18 protein-coding genes are annotated in these 18350 nt (G+C 39.6%); 14 read left to right on the top strand and 4 right to left on the bottom strand.

Going from position 1 to position 18350, the window contains the following annotated elements; translation table 11 throughout:
* Positions 1-44 precede the first annotated feature (44 nt).
* Together JWP71_RS07150 and JWP71_RS07145 are read left to right on the top strand one after the other, a co-directional pair.
* A complete protein-coding gene (locus tag JWP71_RS07150; RefSeq protein ID WP_299498211.1) occupies positions 45-908 on the top strand; it encodes an HAD-IIA family hydrolase in 864 nt (287 codons plus the stop codon).
* A gap of 10 nt (positions 909-918) precedes the next feature.
* Positions 919-1986 carry an aldose epimerase family protein gene (locus tag JWP71_RS07145; RefSeq protein ID WP_299498210.1) on the top strand — a complete coding sequence of 356 codons (1068 nt, stop codon included), beginning with the start codon at positions 919-921 and terminating at the stop codon, positions 1984-1986.
* Here the strand turns inward: JWP71_RS07145 and JWP71_RS07140 are convergent.
* Together JWP71_RS07140 and JWP71_RS07135 are read right to left on the bottom strand one after the other, a co-directional pair.
* The gene (locus tag JWP71_RS07140; protein WP_299498209.1) at positions 1983-2558 is read right to left on the bottom strand and encodes a nucleotidyltransferase family protein; all 576 of its coding nucleotides are present in this window, start codon (positions 2556-2558) and stop codon (positions 1983-1985) included. The two genes, JWP71_RS07145 and JWP71_RS07140, sit on opposite strands and share 4 nt — an antisense overlap.
* A complete protein-coding gene (locus JWP71_RS07135) occupies positions 2555-3703 on the bottom strand; it encodes an XdhC/CoxI family protein (protein ID WP_299498208.1) in 1149 nt (382 codons plus the stop codon). The genes JWP71_RS07140 and JWP71_RS07135 overlap by 4 nt, the downstream gene beginning before the upstream one ends.
* Positions 3704-3847: 144 nt before the next feature.
* Here JWP71_RS07135 and moaA point away from each other — a divergent pair, with 144 nt between their 5' ends.
* The 5 genes from moaA (at position 3848) to JWP71_RS07110 (ending at position 8799) form a co-directional block, all read left to right on the top strand.
* On the top strand, positions 3848-4837 hold the full coding sequence (moaA, locus tag JWP71_RS07130) for a GTP 3',8-cyclase MoaA (RefSeq protein ID WP_299498207.1): 990 nt from the start codon (positions 3848-3850) through the stop codon (positions 4835-4837).
* A 75-nt stretch (positions 4838-4912) separates the two neighbouring features.
* Positions 4913-6115 (top strand): molybdopterin molybdotransferase MoeA, encoded by a 1203-nt coding sequence (locus JWP71_RS07125; protein ID WP_299498206.1) that lies wholly within the window; start codon positions 4913-4915, stop codon positions 6113-6115.
* Positions 6116-6117: 2 nt separating this feature from the next.
* A complete protein-coding gene (gene moaC / locus JWP71_RS07120) occupies positions 6118-6594 on the top strand; it encodes a cyclic pyranopterin monophosphate synthase MoaC (RefSeq protein ID WP_299498205.1) in 477 nt (158 codons plus the stop codon).
* Complete coding sequence (locus JWP71_RS07115; RefSeq protein ID WP_299498204.1) at positions 6575-7741, top strand: NTP transferase domain-containing protein; 1167 nt, start codon at positions 6575-6577, stop codon at positions 7739-7741. Before moaC ends, JWP71_RS07115 begins: the two co-directional genes overlap by 20 nt.
* Positions 7741-8799, top strand: a complete 1059-nt coding sequence (locus tag JWP71_RS07110) for a HesA/MoeB/ThiF family protein (RefSeq protein ID WP_299498203.1) — start codon at positions 7741-7743, stop codon at positions 8797-8799. Before JWP71_RS07115 ends, JWP71_RS07110 begins: the two co-directional genes overlap by 1 nt.
* An 81-nt stretch (positions 8800-8880) precedes the next feature.
* On the opposite strand, the gene JWP71_RS07105 is transcribed toward JWP71_RS07110, so the two are convergent.
* Together JWP71_RS07105 and JWP71_RS07100 are read right to left on the bottom strand one after the other, a co-directional pair.
* Positions 8881-9321, bottom strand: a complete 441-nt coding sequence (locus JWP71_RS07105) for a molybdenum cofactor biosynthesis protein MoaE (RefSeq protein ID WP_299498202.1) — start codon at positions 9319-9321, stop codon at positions 8881-8883.
* Between the two features lie 96 nt (positions 9322-9417).
* A complete protein-coding gene (locus tag JWP71_RS07100; protein ID WP_299498201.1) occupies positions 9418-9660 on the bottom strand; it encodes a MoaD/ThiS family protein in 243 nt (80 codons plus the stop codon).
* A gap of 116 nt (positions 9661-9776) precedes the next feature.
* Between JWP71_RS07100 and fdhD the strand changes: the two genes are divergently transcribed.
* The 7 genes from fdhD (at position 9777) to JWP71_RS07065 (ending at position 18297) form a co-directional block, all read left to right on the top strand.
* Positions 9777-10646 carry a formate dehydrogenase accessory sulfurtransferase FdhD gene (fdhD, locus tag JWP71_RS07095; protein ID WP_299498200.1) on the top strand — a complete coding sequence of 290 codons (870 nt, stop codon included), beginning with the start codon at positions 9777-9779 and terminating at the stop codon, positions 10644-10646.
* Positions 10630-10980, top strand: coding sequence for a hypothetical protein (locus tag JWP71_RS07090; RefSeq protein WP_299498199.1), 351 nt, complete (start codon positions 10630-10632; stop codon positions 10978-10980). Before fdhD ends, JWP71_RS07090 begins: the two co-directional genes overlap by 17 nt.
* Positions 10981-10982: 2 nt before the next feature.
* The gene (locus JWP71_RS07085; protein WP_299498198.1) at positions 10983-13304 is read left to right on the top strand and encodes an FdhF/YdeP family oxidoreductase; all 2322 of its coding nucleotides are present in this window, start codon (positions 10983-10985) and stop codon (positions 13302-13304) included.
* An 86-nt stretch (positions 13305-13390) separates the two neighbouring features.
* On the top strand, positions 13391-14005 hold the full coding sequence (locus JWP71_RS07080) for a 2Fe-2S iron-sulfur cluster-binding protein (protein WP_299498197.1): 615 nt from the start codon (positions 13391-13393) through the stop codon (positions 14003-14005).
* A 6-nt stretch (positions 14006-14011) separates the two neighbouring features.
* Complete coding sequence (locus JWP71_RS07075) at positions 14012-14995, top strand: xanthine dehydrogenase family protein subunit M (protein WP_299498196.1); 984 nt, start codon at positions 14012-14014, stop codon at positions 14993-14995.
* Positions 14992-17304: a xanthine dehydrogenase family protein molybdopterin-binding subunit gene (locus JWP71_RS07070; RefSeq protein WP_299498195.1), complete on the top strand. Its 2313-nt coding sequence runs from the start codon at positions 14992-14994 to the stop codon at positions 17302-17304. The genes JWP71_RS07075 and JWP71_RS07070 overlap by 4 nt, the downstream gene beginning before the upstream one ends.
* Before the next feature lie 348 nt (positions 17305-17652).
* On the top strand, positions 17653-18297 hold the full coding sequence (locus JWP71_RS07065) for a redoxin domain-containing protein (RefSeq protein ID WP_299498194.1): 645 nt from the start codon (positions 17653-17655) through the stop codon (positions 18295-18297).
* The last annotated feature ends 53 nt before the right edge of the window (positions 18298-18350 follow it).

Below are 18350 nucleotides of genomic sequence, written 5' to 3'. Positions count from 1 at the left end.
AGTTTATAAAGTATTAAATAATAACAGCAATTTACCATTCATATATGAAGCGTATTGATAACTTTAAAACTATAATTGATAAGTATAATGTTATCTTTTTTGATGCTTATGGAGTGATAAAAAATCACCAGGGGTTAGTGCCCGGTATTGAAAAAACATTTGAATATCTTAAAGAACAGCAAAAAGAGTATTATATAGTTACCAATGATGCCTCACGCAGCCCGGCCCAATTGGCAGCATCTTACCATAAAATGGGTCTGCATGCTATAACACCCGGTCGTATCATATCATCGGGTATGTTAACCAAAGAGTACCTTGATCTTAAAGTTGAGGATGGAATTGTAGCTTATTTAGGTACAGAAAGTTCCGCGCATTATATTGAAAGTACAGGCTTGCATACTATACCCGTAAATCAAATAAACAGCAGTAATATTGATAAGGTAAACGCGCTGATATTTTTAGATGATGAAGGTTTTGACTGGCGCAGTGATTTAAATATTGCTGTTAATTTATTGCGTAAGCGCACTATTCCGGTTATTGTAGCCAATACAGATCTTGCTTACCCTGTTACGCTAAATGATGTAGCCATTGCCATTGGCGGGCTTGCATCATTGATAGAGAATATTGTTGGTAAGAGGTTTATCCGTTTTGGGAAACCTGATTCGCAAATGTTCATGTTTGCTTATGACCTGATACGTGATTATCGCCCAATCAGCAAAAAAGAAATAGTGATGGTAGGTGATACCTTACATACAGATATTATAGGTGGTAATAAATTTGGCCTTGATACTGTACTGGTATTGTCTGGCAATACTTTAGCGCAGGATGTTGATACACGGATCACAGCTACCGGGATAGTTCCAACTTACATCTGCGAATCAGCAGTTGTAGAGAAGGATATGTTTTAATTTAATTGTCATGGCATATAATCCAACTGCAATAAAATTACCTGAGGCCTCAGCATTTGAAAGAAAAGTAACCGGCAGGCAAACCAATTTATACCTGCTTCATAATAGTGTAGGTATGCAGGTAGCCATTACAAACTTTGGTAGTTATTTAGTAGGTGCGTTGGTTCCTGATAAAAAGGGAAAACTAACCAGCGTGATAATAGGGTTTGATAATATAGACGGGTTGCTTAAACAAGAAAGCTATTACGGCGCTACTTTAGGTAGATATGGAAATAGGATAGCAGACGGTAAGTTTACTTTAGAGGGAAAAGAATATCGTTTGTTTGTAAACAATGGCCCTAATAGTTTACACGGCGGTAAACATAACTTCAGTTACAGGGTTTGGGAAGCAAATCAAATTGATGCAAAGACTGTAACATTAGAATATTTATCGGAAGACATGGAAGAGGGCTACCCGGGTAATTTAAAAGTAAAAGTAACCTATCAGCTTACTGATGATAATGCGATAACAATAACTTACGAAGCTACTACAGATAAAACTACAATAGTTAATTTAACTAATCATGCTTATTTTAACTTAAATGGCGAGGGTAATGAAGATATATTAAACCATGTAGTGCAAATAGCTGCCGATAATTATACGCCTGTTAATAATACAATGATCCCAACGGGCCAGATAGCACCCGTTAAAGGCACGCCATTTGATTTTACAATCCCTGAAAGAATAGGAAAGAGGATTAAGGCAGATAACGAGCAGCTAAAATTTGGTAATGGTTATGACCATAATTTTGTATTAAACAAACGCGAGGAACATTCGCCTGTTGCAACGGTAACGGGCGATAAAAGTAGCATTAAGCTGGAAGTATATACAGACCAACCGGGTATGCAGTTTTATACCGGAAATTTTATGCCGGGTACCAATATTTTAAGAGGAAGGGTAAAAGATAAGATGCGCACTGCTTTTGCTATGGAAACCCAACACTTCCCGGATTCACCTAATCAGCCTCATTTTCCGTCAACAGTTTTAAAACCCGAAGAGATTTATAAAACTCAAACTATCTATAAGTTTTCTGTTTAGTTACTTAGTTGATCGTAATCGGCCATAGTATCAATATCAATTGCACCCAAAGGAAACGGAATTTCAATAACAGCATCCGGGTGATCAAGCATGATTTTTTTAGCGCCTTCGTGCCCCGAAAGTGAAAGCAGTTGAGGGAAAAACGAATGGTCAAAAAACGCGGGTGGGCCAATCGTGCCATTATAAGCGCTTGCAACTATTTTATTGGGCGATGCTTTTTGTATTAACTGATTAATAATGGATGCATCAACATAAGGTTGATCGCAAAGCATTAACACTATGGATGTTAATTGTGGTGCGGTTTTTTGCAGCTCGTTTATTCCGCAACGTATGGATGAAGCCATACCTTCTTCCCAGCCATCATTTAAAAAAACATGAACAGACTCATCTACAATAGTTAATTGCAGCGCCTCGGCATTTGCACCCAATACAACGGCAACTGTATCGCAATCCGCTGCCAGCGCAGATTGTATTGCCCGTTGCAACAGGGTTTGCCCCCGGTACAGTAAGGCTTGTTTAGCCGTACCTAACCTGCTCGATGAACCGGCGGCAAGTATAATGATACCCGTCATAAGGCTTGTTGAATTATTTGATCGGCTTTACGGTCATGAATAAAATCTTTATCCCGTAAGGAAACTCCCGAGCTTTTTTTCAATACCGCCTGAATTTCCGCCAAAATAGATAAGGCTATTTCATCCGCGTTTTCAGAACCTATATCTAATCCGGCAGGGCCATACACACTTTCTAATTGAGATGGTGTAACTTCTATGCCCTCTTCTTTCAAATCGTCAAGCATTCTGTGCAAACGCTTTTTAGGACCCAATGCCCCAACATAGGTAAGGCGAAGCGGAAGTAACTGACGCAATATGGCAAGGTCATAATTGTAATTATGGGTCATTAGCATCATCACGGTGCGTTCATCAATTGTTAAATGAGCCAGTGCTTGTTCGGGCTTTGCAGTTATAACTTTTTTTGCGAGCGGAAAACGTTCGGGTACAGCATAATTTGCCCTGCCATCTATCAATGTCACATGCCAGCCCAAATTAGCAGATAAATTTATTAACGGGATTGCATCATTACCGGCGCCAAATATTACCAGCGATACCGCAGGTTGCAATAGCTCGATAAAGCAGGTAAATTCATCATTATATAAATAGGTCTTCGTTATGGAGTTTCCATTTATGAGAACGTCTTTAGCATCGGTTAATATGGCTTGTCTTATAACATCGTTAGGAAACGGGGCCTCAATTAATTCATTTTCGGTTAATAATAAACAAGTTCCCGGCTGTGCCGCTTTTTTATCTTTTAATGAAAATAGAGTTGCTATTATAACCGGCCGCCTTTTACTTAAAAATAATTTGAACAGATTAATTGGGTTATCCTCTTTTTCAGAAGAGATAGGTTCTATCAATATATGAATAATTCCGTTGCAGCCTAAGCCCACACCAAACTTGGCATCGTCATCGTCGGTAGTGTCATAAGTAACCAGCATGGGTTTGTTCTGTACCATTACCAGTCTTGCTTTTCTTAGTGCATCACCCTCTAAACAGCCGCCGCTTATTGCGCCGGTAAGTTGCCCATCGTCGGTAATTAGCATACGTGCCCCTGCGTGGCGGTATGATGAACCTTCTACATGCACCACGGTAGCTAAAGCGGTTTGTTTACCCGCTGTGTTGGCCTTATCAAAAGCATTTACAATGTCCTGTAGTTCTTTCATCGTATGTTTCAGCAAATATAATTTAATGTTATTGTATCAGAAGTCAAACGTAAATCACAATTTTGATATAAAGCGACAATTAAAAAACACGGTAATAAATAATATTTACTTTTGTATAATTATTATCTTATAGGAGGTTGAGCGTTGATAACAGATAATCACGGGAGAAGAGTTAATTACCTGCGCCTGGCTGTAACAGACAGGTGTAACCTGCGTTGCTTTTATTGTATGCCCGAGGATGGCTTGAACTGGCTATCACGAGCCGAGTTGATGAGCTACGAGGAAATGCTGCGCAGCTGTGCTTTGCTGGTAAAGATGGGTATTGAAAAGATACGCATTACCGGAGGCGAGCCCTTTGTGCGCAAGGATATTATGAAATTGCTATCCGGTTTGTCAAAACTTGATGGATTAAAGGAACTTAGCATGACAACTAATGGCGTATTAACTGCGCCGCATGTTGCTGAAATGAAAGCGTTGGGTATAAAGTCGGTTAATTTGAGTTTGGATACTTTAGATGCTAACCGTTTCTTTACCATTACGCGCCGTGATGAATTTGCAAAAGTTATGGCAACTTTAGATGAGTTGTTAAAGCATGATATAGAAGTTAAAATAAACGCGGTAGTAATGGACGGCAAAAACACGCAGGATATACTACCCCTGGTTGAACTGACCAAAGATTTGCCCGTAAGCGTGCGCTTTATTGAAGAAATGCCTTTTAATGGCGATGGAGCTTCTAACCGCGGTTTGCAATGGGATTACGTAAGAATTTTGGATGAGATTAAAGATAAATTTCCAGGCATACAGAAATTAACAGATCCTGCATTTTCAACATCATATAATTACGATATTCCGGGGCATAAGGGTAGTGTTGGTATAATAGCAGCTTACTCACGTACCTTTTGCGGTACCTGTAATCGCATCCGCATTACGCCGCAGGGCACATTGAAGAATTGTTTATATGATGATGGTGTATTAAATATTAAGGATTTGATGCGATCCGGATTGAGCGATAATGAAATAGAAAAGAATTTATTGAACGCATTTAACCACAGGGAAAAAAACGGATGGGTGGCAGAGCGGATGCGGGTTGAAAAAACCGGCGTTCATGAATCAATGGCTACGATAGGTGGGTAGCTGATTAAGAGAATGGTTATATAATAATAACTTAATCAACCCATTCCAACTCAATCAATATTAAACTAAATAAACATGATAACGGTTAATGAAGCCGAAAAGCTAATCTTGGCAAATGCCGGGGATTTTGGAGCAGAGATTGTTCTTTTCGAGGAATCTTTAGGAAGAGTATTAGCCGAAAATATAAAAACCGACCGTGACTTGCCACCATTTAACCGGGTAAGTATGGACGGCATTGCCGTGAGTTATAAAGCTATTGAAAATGGAATTAATATGTTCCAGATTAAAGCTACACAAGCCGCCGGGGATATTCCAATAGATATATATGAGCCGGGTGAATGTATTGAGATCATGACAGGGGCGGCTTTACCTGCTTCACTTGATACAGTTATCAGATATGAGGATATTGAAATAAGTGATGATCAGGCAAAGTTACTGATCAGCGATATTAAAAGGGGCCAAAACATTCATATTCAGGGTGCCGATAAAAAACAAGGCGAACTTATACTAACACCCGGACAATTAATTACACCCGCTGTTATCAGTTTGATAGCATCAGTTGGTGAAACAGAGTTACGTGTTAAAAGAATACCAAGAGTAGTCATTCTTTCATCAGGCGATGAATTGGTGGAAGTTGCTGCTACACCATCGCCATACCAAATAAGGCGGTCAAATAATTATATGGTAAGAGCGGTTTTAACCCAGTTAGGACTTGAGGCTGGTATGCTGCATATTCCTGATGATCCTAAAGTTATTAAACAACAGCTACAGCTATGTTTGCAAAATTATGATGTTATCCTGCTAAGCGGCGGTATATCTATGGGTAAGTTTGATTATATCCCGCAGGCATTAAAAGAATTACAGGTTAGGCAGATTTTTCATAAGGTACAGCAACGCCCCGGTAAACCTTTTTGGTTTGGTAGGCGTGATACTGGCGTGGTAGTGTTTGCCTTCCCCGGCAATCCTGTTGCTACATTTATGTGTATGCAGCGATATTTTATTCCGTGGTTAAACACCTCATTAAATGTATCGTCCAAACAGGCAGTTTATGCGGTTTTAGACCAGGATTTTACGTTTACCCCGCAGCTGCAATATTTTTTGCAAGTTAAATTGAATTTTAGTGAGCAAGGCCAACTTTTAGCCACGCCTATAGAAGGAAATGGTTCGGGCGATTTTGCTAACTTAGTAGATACGGATGCCTTTATGGAACTACCTTTAGAGAAAAATGAATTTAAAAAAGGGGATGTTTATAAGGTTTGGCAGTTTAATCAAATATAATAATGAGTGATTTTAGTCATTTAGACAGCACCGGTAAAGCTACCATGGTTGATGTATCTGAAAAAGTAGTTACCCGCCGTACAGCCACCGCGCGCAGCATTGTTTATCTGCCGGATGAAGTTTTAAAACATTTAGTTAACGGCGATGTGCAAACTAAAAAAGGGTCTGTATTTCAAACCGCGATAATTGCAGGCATAATGGCCGCTAAAAAAACCGGCGATCTGATCCCGCTTTGCCATCCATTAGGTTTGGATAATTGTAAGATAGATATTGTACTAAACGAACAGCAGGAAGTAGTAATAGACTGCACCGCTACCATTACCGCCAAAACCGGTATTGAAATGGAAGCTTTAGTAGGGGCCAGCATAGCGGCGCTAACCATTTATGATATGTGTAAGGCTTTGAGTCATGACATCGTGATAAAAGAAACAAAGCTTATAGAAAAAACAGGAGGTAAACGTGATTTCAAAAGAGCATAAAAAACACACTTCGCTGGTAAGGCCGGTATCAGGCAATTTTGGGCGAAATGAATGGGCAATTTTGGGTGCGCCCTGCATTAATATTAAACTTTTGGCTAATGAAGTTATTAATGCCTTATCGCCAAAATATAAATGTGCCTATGCTGATACCTCGCATAATGACGAAGTAACTTTACCGCCGGGGCGTTTAGCCGGTGGTGCTGTTTTAGAGTATACAGATCAGCTTAATTATCAGCAGTTCAATTATAGTACAGCACTAAAGCCAATAAATTTTAAGCAACAATTTGCCGATGCTGATATGGTGCTGGTTAATGGCAATCATCAACCGGCAAAAGCACAGGTAGTGATCATTTACAATAATAAAAGTGCGTCCTTGCAAAAAAGAGTAGCGCAACTAACAAATGTTGAATTGATATTATTAGCTGATAACGTAGATGATGTATTTGATTTTATAAAAGAAGCAGTACCCAACTGGCAGCAATTACCTGTTTATCGTTTGGAAGAAACAGATAAAATAATTGCCTTTTTTAAAGATAAAATGCAACAGGCAAAGCCTGTATTAAACGGGTTAGTATTGGCCGGTGGGCAAAGTATTAGGATGGGACATGATAAAGGTGCGCTTAACTGGTATGGTAAAGAACAGCGCTATTACATGGCTGATATGTTGAAGGAACTTTGCGAGGATGTATTTATTTCTTGCAGGCCAGAACAAAAGCAAGAGATAGATACCACTTACAACACACTAACAGATACGTTTATTGGTTTAGGTCCTTTTGGTGCAATACTATCTGCTTTTCGCGAAAATCCAAACACTGCATGGCTGATTGTTGCCTGTGATTTGCCCTTGTTGGATGCTAATACGTTACAATATTTAATAGCAAACCGTAATCCGTCAGCAATAGCTACGGCTTATGAGAATGTCCACGATGGCTTCCCCGAACCGTTAATTACTATATGGGAGCCCAAGAGTTACCCACTATTACTGGCTTTTTTGGCGCAGGGATATTCTTGTCCCCGCAAGGTTTTAATAAATAGTGATACCACTTTATTAAAGGCTGGGGATACCGATGCGTTAACTAATGTAAATACACCCGACGATTTCGAAAAGATAAAACGTCAGATCCACCAAAAAATAGCTTCCACCTAATGGAACCCAATTTTTTAAGATATAGCTGCCAGATAGCTCTGCCCGGATTTAGTGAAACCTCGCAACAGCTTTTACAACAAGCCAAAGTATTGATTGTAGGGGCGGGAGGCCTGGGTTGTCCCGCAGCGCAATATTTAGCAGCAGCCGGCATAGGTACTTTAGGTATTGCCGATTTTGATACCATTTCTATCAGTAATTTGCATCGCCAGGTGTTGTATACCCCCGCGGATGTGGGATTAAAAAAAACTGTAAAAGCTTGCCAAAAGCTGCAACAGCAAAATCCCGGAATTAAATTAGTACCGCATGATATCAGGATAACTTCTGATAATGTGATGGATATTATGAGTCAGTACGATATTATAATAGATGGTACAGATAATTTTGATACGCGCTATTTGATAAATGATGCTTGTGTAATTATCGGAAAGCCAATTGTATACGGTGCTATTTACCAATTTGAAGGGCAGGTTGCTGTTTGGAATATAAGAAATGCCGACGGCACCAAATCACCTAACTATCGCGATCTGTTTCCTGAAGTTGATGCTACCCAGATACCCAATTGTGCCGATGGTGGTGTAATACCAACATTGGCCGGTATAATTGGTTGTATTCAAGCTAATGAAGTGATTAAATATATTACAAAAACGGGCGAATTACTTACAGGTAAAGTAATGGTATTTGACGCATTAAGTCTACAAAGTCGTATCATTAAAATTGGCAACGTAACCAAAATAGATATAACCAGTTTAGCAGAAACGGTTTACACTCCAACTATCTCTGTTAGTGAAGTGAAAAAAGGTTTGGCAGACCATACATTAGAGTTGGTTGATATCCGCACCGACCGAGAGCGGGATGAAATTGATATTGGCGGTATTCACTTTGAAGCTGATGAAATTGATGAAAATATGAACTATTTAATCAGCGGAAAAGTTAAGGTATTATACTGCTCATCAGGTAAAAGAAGCGGAGAGGCGGTAAAGTTCATCAGGCAAAAGTCGCCAAATGCTCAGGTGTTTTCTCTGGAAGGTGGCTTGAAAGCATGGTTTGAGCACGATTAAATGATTTATTTGATTTTCAGGATTGAATAAACTAATAAACTTATTCACTCATTCAAAACTCACTCATTCACTCATTAAAAATCACGGATGCGCCGCTACCCAAACTTCGCCGTCCTCAAATATTTCTTTTTTCCATATCGGTACGGTTTGCTTTAGCGTATCAATAATATAGCGGCAGGCATCAAAAGCTGCATCACGATGCGCGGCAGCTACGGCTATAACTACCGGTATTTCGCCAATTTGTAAAACTCCTGTGCGGTGATGAATTAATACTTTTTGTACCGGCCATTTATCAAAAGCTTGTTGGGTTATTTTCTCCAGCTCTTTAACGGCCATTTTTTCGTACGCCTCAAACTCCAATCGAACTACGGCCTTACCTTTAGTTGCATTGCGTACGGTGCCAATAAACACATCAATACCGCCACATTCAGGCGATATAACCCAGTCAACGCATTCCTGTACATTTAAAGTAGAAACCGAAAGTTTTATTTGTGTATTCAATGATAATATTATTATGGTCATTTAGAACATAGTAAGAAATTTTATAGGATATGCTTAATAAGCGTTTGTATAAGATTTCTCCTCCTACGTCATCGAAATGACAGAAGTTATTTGTTGTTATCCCCCGCTTACCGGCGGGATAATAGCAATTTCATCACGCTCATGTATGGTATCGCCATCTAAAGCGTATTCGTTATTTACAGCTACCATATAGGTTGCTAATTTTTTAAGTCGCGGGTATTGCTGTTCCAGCAAATATTTTAAATTAGATATGTTAGCATCATTAGCCAGATCAAGACTAACAGATGGGCCGCCAAAAATGTCCTTTGCAATACCAAACGCCAATATGTTTACGTTCATAATTATGATCTAATTACTTACAAATATGCAAGAAATGGATAGAATAATATAAATATAATTCGTTTAAATATCAGTAAACAAATTTTTAAACGAATTGTATATTTAAATATGCTAAAATGTCAATTAAATCTATAGTACAATTACCGGTTACTAAAGTTTATGCAACTGTTAGTACAGATACCTCTGATTCTTTGGCTATTGAAGAGCCGTTAGAGATACGGCTTGAACATGGGCCTAAAGATCAACGCATTATACAAAATGTTTCGGTTACTATGCGCACGCCAGGTAATGATGCAGAACTGGCTACGGGGTTTTTATTTACAGAGGGTATTATCAAGCAAGCTGGCGAAATTGGTAATGTAAATCATTGCTTTATAGCTTGTGCAGAGAACAAAGAAAACGTTATACAGGTAAGCCTTAACGAACAGGTTATGCCTGAACTAAAAAACACAGAACGTAACTTTTATACTACTTCAAGCTGTGGTGTTTGTGGTAAAGGTTCTATAAACGCTATCCGTACAGTGAGTTCGTTTTCGCAGCAGGTGGATGATAATATGGTCAGTTCAGAATTATTGCATGAATTGCCGGGTATTTTATCCGCTCACCAGGAAGTATTTGCAACTACCGGCGGTTTACATGCTTGTGCGCTATTTAGCTTATCGGGCGAATTACTGCTGGTACGCGAAGATGTAGGCAGGCATAATGCCTTAGATAAGCTGATAGGCGCGTCATTGCAGAATAATTGGCTGCCATTAAGTAAAGCCGTGTTATTACTAAGTGGCCGGGCAAGTTTTGAATTAGTTCAAAAGGCAGCTATGGCAGGTATCACTATTATAGCTGCGGTGGGTGCACCATCAAGTTTGGCCGTTCAGCTTGCCGAAGAATTTAACATAACCTTAATAGGATTTTTAAGGAACCATCGTTTTAATATTTACAATGCGGCTCATCGCATAACATTACCTGTTAGTCATGAAACTACGTATTAATAGTAACTCATTACGTTATCGCCTTACCCAAACAGATGTGGCAAATTTGTTTAAGGAAGGCTGCATAAAAGAAAAAGTAAATTTTGGTGATAATGAATTGGTATATGTTTTACAAAGTACAGTTGATAAAGAAATATCAGCAGATTTTAAAAATAATATAGTAACCACGTATATACCTAAAATAATGATTGATGAATTAGTAAATACTGACAAGGTTGGTTTTGAAAATAATAAGAGTGAGTTGAAATTACTAATAGAAAAAGATTTTACATGTCTGGATGAGGTTGCCGAAGATCAAAGTGATAATTATCCAAATCCATTAACCCCCCAATAATCATGAAAAAGGATATTGATATACCGGCAGCAGAGAATCCGGAAGAATTATTAAAACTGAAACTTACTGAGCCGAAAAAATGGGCGGCAGGTATGCCAGCAGTATATGAGGCAATGAAAGATGTTTTGGAAGAAGCCGGCCCCATACGTGGTATGGAAGCTTTGTTCCACATGAATAAAAAGGGTGGGTTTGATTGTTCAAGCTGTGCCTGGCCCGATCCGGATGATGACCGATCGCCAATTGCCGAATATTGCGAAAATGGCGCCAAAGCCTTAGCAGAAGAAGCTACAACCAAGAAACTAACCGCGGAGTTTTTTGCACAAAATTCAGTGGCCGACCTTGCAAAGCTAAATGATTATCATATCGGCAAAAAAGGTAGGATAGCCCAACCGGTTTATCTGCCAAAAGACGCTACACATTACGAGCCAATAAGTTGGGACGACGCGTTTAAAAAAATAGCCGCCCATTTAAACAGTTTAGCGTCGCCGAATGAAGCCGCGTTTTATACATCGGGTCGTACCAGTAATGAAGCTTCTTTTACTTACCAGTTGTTTGTAAGAGAATACGGTACTAACAATATGCCCGATTGCTCAAATATGTGCCATGAATCAAGCGGGGTAGCTTTGGGTGATGTTATTGGCATTGGCAAAGGCACAGTTACTTTGAATGATTTTTACGATACCGATGTAATTATAATCATGGGGCAAAACCCGGGTACTAATCACCCGCGTATGCTTACTGCTTTGCAAAAGGCTAAAGAGAATGGATCAAAAATCATAGCTATTAACCCTTTGCATGAAGCGGGGTTAATGGGTTTTAAAAATCCACAAAGAGTTAAAGGTATTTTAGGGCTTAACCCCAAACTGGCTGATTTATATCTACAGGTAAAAATAAACGGCGATATGGCTTTGTTTAAAGCTATTGAGAAATTATTGTATGAAGAAGAATTGAAAACTCCGGGAAAAGTGTTCGATCAGGAATTTATACAAAATAATACAATTGGCTATGCAGATATGATTGCCAGTTTGGAGCAATACAAAACAGAAGATTTGGCGGAATCAGCAGGTGTATCTATCGAACAGGTAAGGGAAGCCGCTAATATGCTGAAAGATAAAAGCCGCATAATTATATGCTGGGCAATGGGTATTACACAGCATGTAAATGGGGTTGATACTATTAAAGAAATAGTAAATCTAATCTTACTTAAAGGCAGTATTGGCAAGCCCGGAGCAGGCCTGTGCCCGGTACGTGGTCATAGCAATGTACAGGGTAACCGTACTATGCTTATTTATGATAAACCCTATAAAAAGCAACTGGATAAGATAAAAGAAGTTTATGGATTTGAGCCACCGCGCGAACATGGTTATGATGTGGTTGATTCCATTAAGGCAATGCATGAAGGTAAACTGAAAGTGTTTTTTGCAATGGGGGGTAATTTTTTATCCGCGGCATCTGATACAAACTATACTGCCGAAGCTTTGCGCAAAAACAAACTTACAGTGCACGTATCCACCAAACTTAATCGCAGTCATTTAGTACATGGTGAAGAAGCTATTATTTTACCAACCCTGTCACGTAGCGATAAGGATATGGTAAACGGCGAGGCGCAATTTATTACCTGCGAAAACTCTATGGGCGTTGTGCAATCGTCAAAAGGAATACTGGAACCCATTTCAAAGGATCTGCTTAGCGAGAATCAAATTGTTTGCAGGTTAGCAAAAGCCACAATAGGTGTTCGTACGGTAGTTGATTGGGATAAATATGCCATGAGTTATGATGCGGTTCGGGCTGATATTGAAAAAGTTATACCCGGTTTTGATGATTACAATAAGCGTGCACGTGAGCCAGGTGGTTTTTATTTACCCAATGCGCCGCGCACCGGTAAGTTTGAGTCGGAAAAATTTGGTGACAAAGCAGGATTTTCAGTTACCCGGTTAACAGAACACAAGTTGGCTGATGATGAATATCAAATGATGACCATACGTAGCCATGACCAGTTTAATACCACCATTTATGGTTTGGATGACAGGTATCGCGGAATACATAATGAGCGCCGCATTATTTTAATGAACCCAGCAGATATACAAAAAGGCGGCTTCAAACCCGGTGAAAAGGTAGACTTGTTTAATTATCATGGAGGAAAAGAGCGCGTAGCACGGTTGTTTGTAATAGTATCATATAATATACCTGAACATAACACTGCTACCTATTATCCCGAGGGCAATGTTTTAGTGCCTATTGATACCGTGGCTGAAAAAAGTAATACACCTGCGTCAAAATTGGTTATCATTAAGATCAAAAAACATCAGCCAATAGTCGCTTAAGCTATTATCATATCTTTTTTTAAATAAATTATAAAAGTTTAAACTTTTTCTTTTGAGTAAATGTTATTGCTTTATAATGAAAGGATATGAGCGACCTTCTGAATCAAGACGAAAAGCCACATAGAGGTGGTTCTACCCGTCGTGAGTTTTTAACACAAATTACAATGGCAGGGGCCGGGCTATCATTTGCGCCCATCCTTGTAAAATCTGTAACTCCAACCTCAGCACTTGCGTTAATTCAACCTGTAAAAGTTAATCTAATGGTTAATGGTTTGGCTAAATCCTTAACTATTGATTCGCGTGTTACTTTGTTGGATGCATTGCGCGAAGGGTTAGCAATGCCCGGCACTAAAAAAGGGTGTGATCATGGGCAGTGTGGTGCCTGTACGGTTTTGGTTAATGACAGACGCATTAATTCATGTCTTACCCTCGTTGCTATGTGTGACGGGGCACAAATAACTACCATCGAGGGCTTGGCTAAAGGCGATCAATTGCACCCAATGCAGGAAGCTTTTATTAAGCATGATGCTTTTCAATGCGGTTATTGTACGCCGGGGCAAATATGCTCGGCAGTGGGATTAGTTAAAGAAGGGCATGCTAAAACCGATGCCAATATCCGCGAACTGATGAGCGGTAATATTTGCAGGTGCGGTGCCTATCAAAACATACTGGAAGCAATTAAAGAAGTACAAACAACCTGAGAAATTATGCAGCCTTTTAAATTTATTCGCGCACAAGATAGTCATGCCGCTATAACCGCTGCCCTGACCAATAATGCAAAATTTATTGCCGGCGGCACTAATATGATAGACCTGATGAAGTTAAATATTGAAAAGCCAACCCAGGTTATTGATATTAACGGACTAAAGTTAGATAAGATAGAAATTTTCTCTAACGGAACTATCAGAATAGGCGCATTGGTTAAAAATAGCGACCTGGCTTATCATCCAACCATTATAAAAAGTTACCCGGTATTGTCGGAGGCACTTTTATCAGGAGCATCTGCGCAATTAAGAAATATGGCAACTGTTGGCGGCAATTTATTACAACGTACACGTTGCCCCTATTTTTATGATACTACCTATCCCTGTAATAAACGCGCGCCTGGCTCGGGTTGTTCTGCCTTAAATGGTTATAACCGCAATAACGCTGTGTTGGGCACAAGCGATAAATGTATTGCTACGCATCCGTCTGACATGTGTGTGGCCTTAGCAGCTTTAGGCGCTGTAATCCATGTGCAAAGTGACAGCGGAGTTAGAGAGATACCGTTCAATGAATTTCATCTTTTACCCGGAGAAACACCGCAATTTGAAACCACATTAAAACACGGCGAATTAATTATCGCTGTTGATATACCGGCAATAGCATACGGAGCACGATCACACTATTTAAAGGTGCGCGACAGAGCATCTTATGAATTTGCTTTGTCATCAGCCGCGGTGGCCCTTGATATTAAAAACGGTAGGATATTAACCGCAAGAGTTGCTTTAGGGGGGATAGGAACAAAACCATGGCGATCATTAGCAGCCGAAAAGGTTTTAATGGGGGCTGTAAATAATGAACAAAGCTACCGCACCGCTGCCGAAGCTGCCTTAAGCGGGGCAAAGCCTTATCAGCATAATGCATTTAAGATAGAATTGGCCAAACGTACTTTGGTACGCGCTTTAGCTACAGTAGGAGGTATGTCATGAACGAATTAGTTGGAAAACCCTTGGATAGGGTTGATGGCCGCCTAAAAGTAACCGGGGCAGCTACCTATTCTGCTGAATATTACCCTGGAAATTTAGCTTACGGTGTTATTATAGAAAGCGCCATCCCCAAGGGGCGATTAAAAAATTTGGACACCTCGGTAGCAGAGAAAGCGCCAGGTGTTTTAAAGATAATGACTTCGCAAAATTCTATGAGCTTGCATTTTCCTGCAGGGTCAGATCCCGGTAACGGAAAATATGCAGAAAAAGATTTGCTGCCATTACAAAGTGAACGGATATTTTATGGCGGACAAGCCATAGCTGTAGTTATAGCCGAAACCTTTGAACAGGCAGAACACGCCGCAATGCTAATTAAAGCTGATTATGACAAAGATAAGCCTGTTTTTAGTTTAGAGAAAAATATAGACCAGGCCTATAAGCCCAAACAAGGCTTAGGCGGATCTGAAGTGCAGATTAAACGTGGCGATGCAGACAACGCATTGCAAAGCGCGGCTGTAACAATTGAAGAAACTTATACAACGCCGGTCTACCACCATAACGCTATGGAACCGCATGCAACCATTGCCGAATGGAAAGGTGATGAACTGATGATGTATGATGCCACACAATCCGTAATGGGCAGTAAAAATTTAATGGCTAATATGCTGGGTGTCAAACCAGAAAAAGTTCGATTGATCTCTTTATATATAGGTGGTGGTTTTGGTTCTAAAGGGTTTTCATGGCCTAATACGGTTTTAACCGCTATGGCAGCAAAATTAGTTGGCCGTCCTGTTAAATTGGTGCTTTCCCGGCAGCAAATGTTTACTAATGCCGGGCGGCGCACACAAACTATACAAAAAATAAGCTTGGGAACAGATAATGCAGGAAAGCTAAATGCTATAAAACACGCAACAACTTCTGAAACCTCATTTGTAGATGAGTTTGTTGAACCGGCAGGCATTGCAACTGCAATGCTATACAGCAGTCCTAATGCAGACATTAGTCATAGTTTAGTGCGATTAAATAAGGGCACGCCGTGCCCAACACGTGCACCGGGCGAAGCTCCGGGCACCTTTGCCATAGAAGCAGCTATGGACGAACTGGCTTATAAGCTAAAAATGGATCCGGTTGAATTGCGCCTTTTAAATTATGCCGAAACCGAGGAACAAAAAAACAAACCATTTTCCTCCAAAAATTTAAAGGAATGTTACCGGCAAGGTGCTGACGCTATTGGATGGAAGCAACGCAATCCACAACCCGGCTCGATGCAGGAGGGTAACTATCTTATCGGTTACGGTATGGCAACAGCTACTTACCCGGCTAATAGGAGCGCATCTACCGCTAAAGCTATATTATTTGCTGATGGCCACGCCGAAATATTGTGTGGTACACAGGATATTGGTACAGGAACCTATACCATAATGACGCAAATAGCAGCCGACGCTTTTGCATTGCCAATGGAAAAAGTTAAAGTTAAATTGGGTGATAGTTCTTATCCGAAAGGCGCTAACTCCGGAGGGTCGCAGGTATCGGCAAGCGTGGGGCCGGCTATCCGTGCTGCAGCATTGGGCGCTGTGAATAAATTGATAAAAATGGCAATAGCCGATAGTGGCTCACCATTACATGGCCATAAAGAAGAAGATATAGTTGCAGCTAATGGTCGTTTATATGTTGCAAAAACCAATTCAGGCGAAAGCTATGAACAATTGCTTAGCCGGAATGGTGGGAAGGTAGAAGCACTGGCAACTACTAACGTTTCTACCAGACAGCAAGAGGCAAATCCGGCAGCAAAAAGTGGGGCCGAAGAAGAAGCTGAAAAAGAAAGTAAAACGAATGCAGTTGTACAGGATGACGAAAAAACAGATAGAAAACCATACGCTTTTCATTCATTCGGTGCACAATTTGTAAAGCTGCGGGTTGATAAACAATTGGGAACAGTGCATATTGATAAAATAGTTAGTATAATGGATATTGGTAAGGTGCTGAATTTAAAAACTGCTAAAAATCAAATAATGGGTGGCATAATATTCGGTATAGGCATGGCCCTGATGGAAGGTACCGGCTATGACCCTAATGATGGCAGGGTAGTAACACGCGACCTGGCCCAGTACCTTGTACCTGTACATGCGGATATGCCCGAATTTGATATCAGGTTTATTGATAAACCAGATCCTTACATCTCGCCTATAGGTGCAAGAGGTATTGGCGAAATTGGTATTACCGGTATAACAGCTGCCATTAATAATGCTATTTATCACGCGACAGGGAAACGTGTACGCGATCTGCCAGTTACTGCTGATAAATTGATTTAATATTTAACTTTCTTTACAATTAATATTCCCACAACGGGAAACATGGTTAAGTAATACACCGGTATTAATATTAATTGCACCAATTTTAACACATAAATACCTTGATTAACAGTTAAAAAGGAAAGAAATAAAAATATTTTTAATAAAATACTATAAAGTATATAGATTTAGTAGTATATTTGAATTGTTATTGAAACAATCAAATGGTACACAGTAAAATAATAATTTTCTTATACATTCTATCAGGCAGATCAGATCTTGGTATCCGAATGTGTTATTGTTGTTGCTAATTGCACACAACTATTCTCCATCAATCAATACTCAGTATCAACCTTCAATTTTATTAAAATGCTAACTACGATAAATAAATATCCATTTTTTGATCTTTCGGAAATTATTCCGGAGAATGATATTACCTATAAAAAATACCAATCTTTAAAACCCGTTAAAACCGGAAATTTAATACCGGATATTAATCTGGTTACGGATTATCATCGCTGGAAAAACTTTTATAATGGTGCGCCTACGCATGGGCCTATATCATTAAAGCATTTGTTTGGTAAGCCATTGGCTATTGCCTTTTACTCTAAACAGTGGCAGGAACGTGGTGTTGATCAATTAAAACAATTAAACGCCTTACAAAGTGAAATAAAAGCAAATGGTGGTAATTTATTGATACTTACTAATGAAGCAGGAGATGACCAATTAGCTAAAATTACCTGGGAACATAGCTTATCGCTTAATTTTTATCATGATGTTAATAACGAGATTGCCGAAAAATTCAGAGTGTATTCAGAAAATGACCCTACATGGAACAGGTTCTCGGGTATTGATGTAAACGTTCCTTTATTGGCTGTGTACGTTATTGATACCGACAGGCATATTGTATATGATTATGTTGATCGCGACCTGTCAAGCACATTTATTGCTGATGATATTATTAATGCTGTTTATGAAGCGGCACTTACAAATAACCGCAGAAAATCTGCATAAAAATACTATTGGTTTAGGTTTACAGTTGGAAAGAAAGCCGCTTCATCAATTAC

The organism is Mucilaginibacter sp. (genome assembly GCF_028287845.1).
Taxonomy (GTDB): domain Bacteria; phylum Bacteroidota; class Bacteroidia; order Sphingobacteriales; family Sphingobacteriaceae; genus Mucilaginibacter.
Note: the sequence above shows the minus strand (reverse complement) of the source record. Positions and strands in the feature narration are given on the sequence as shown.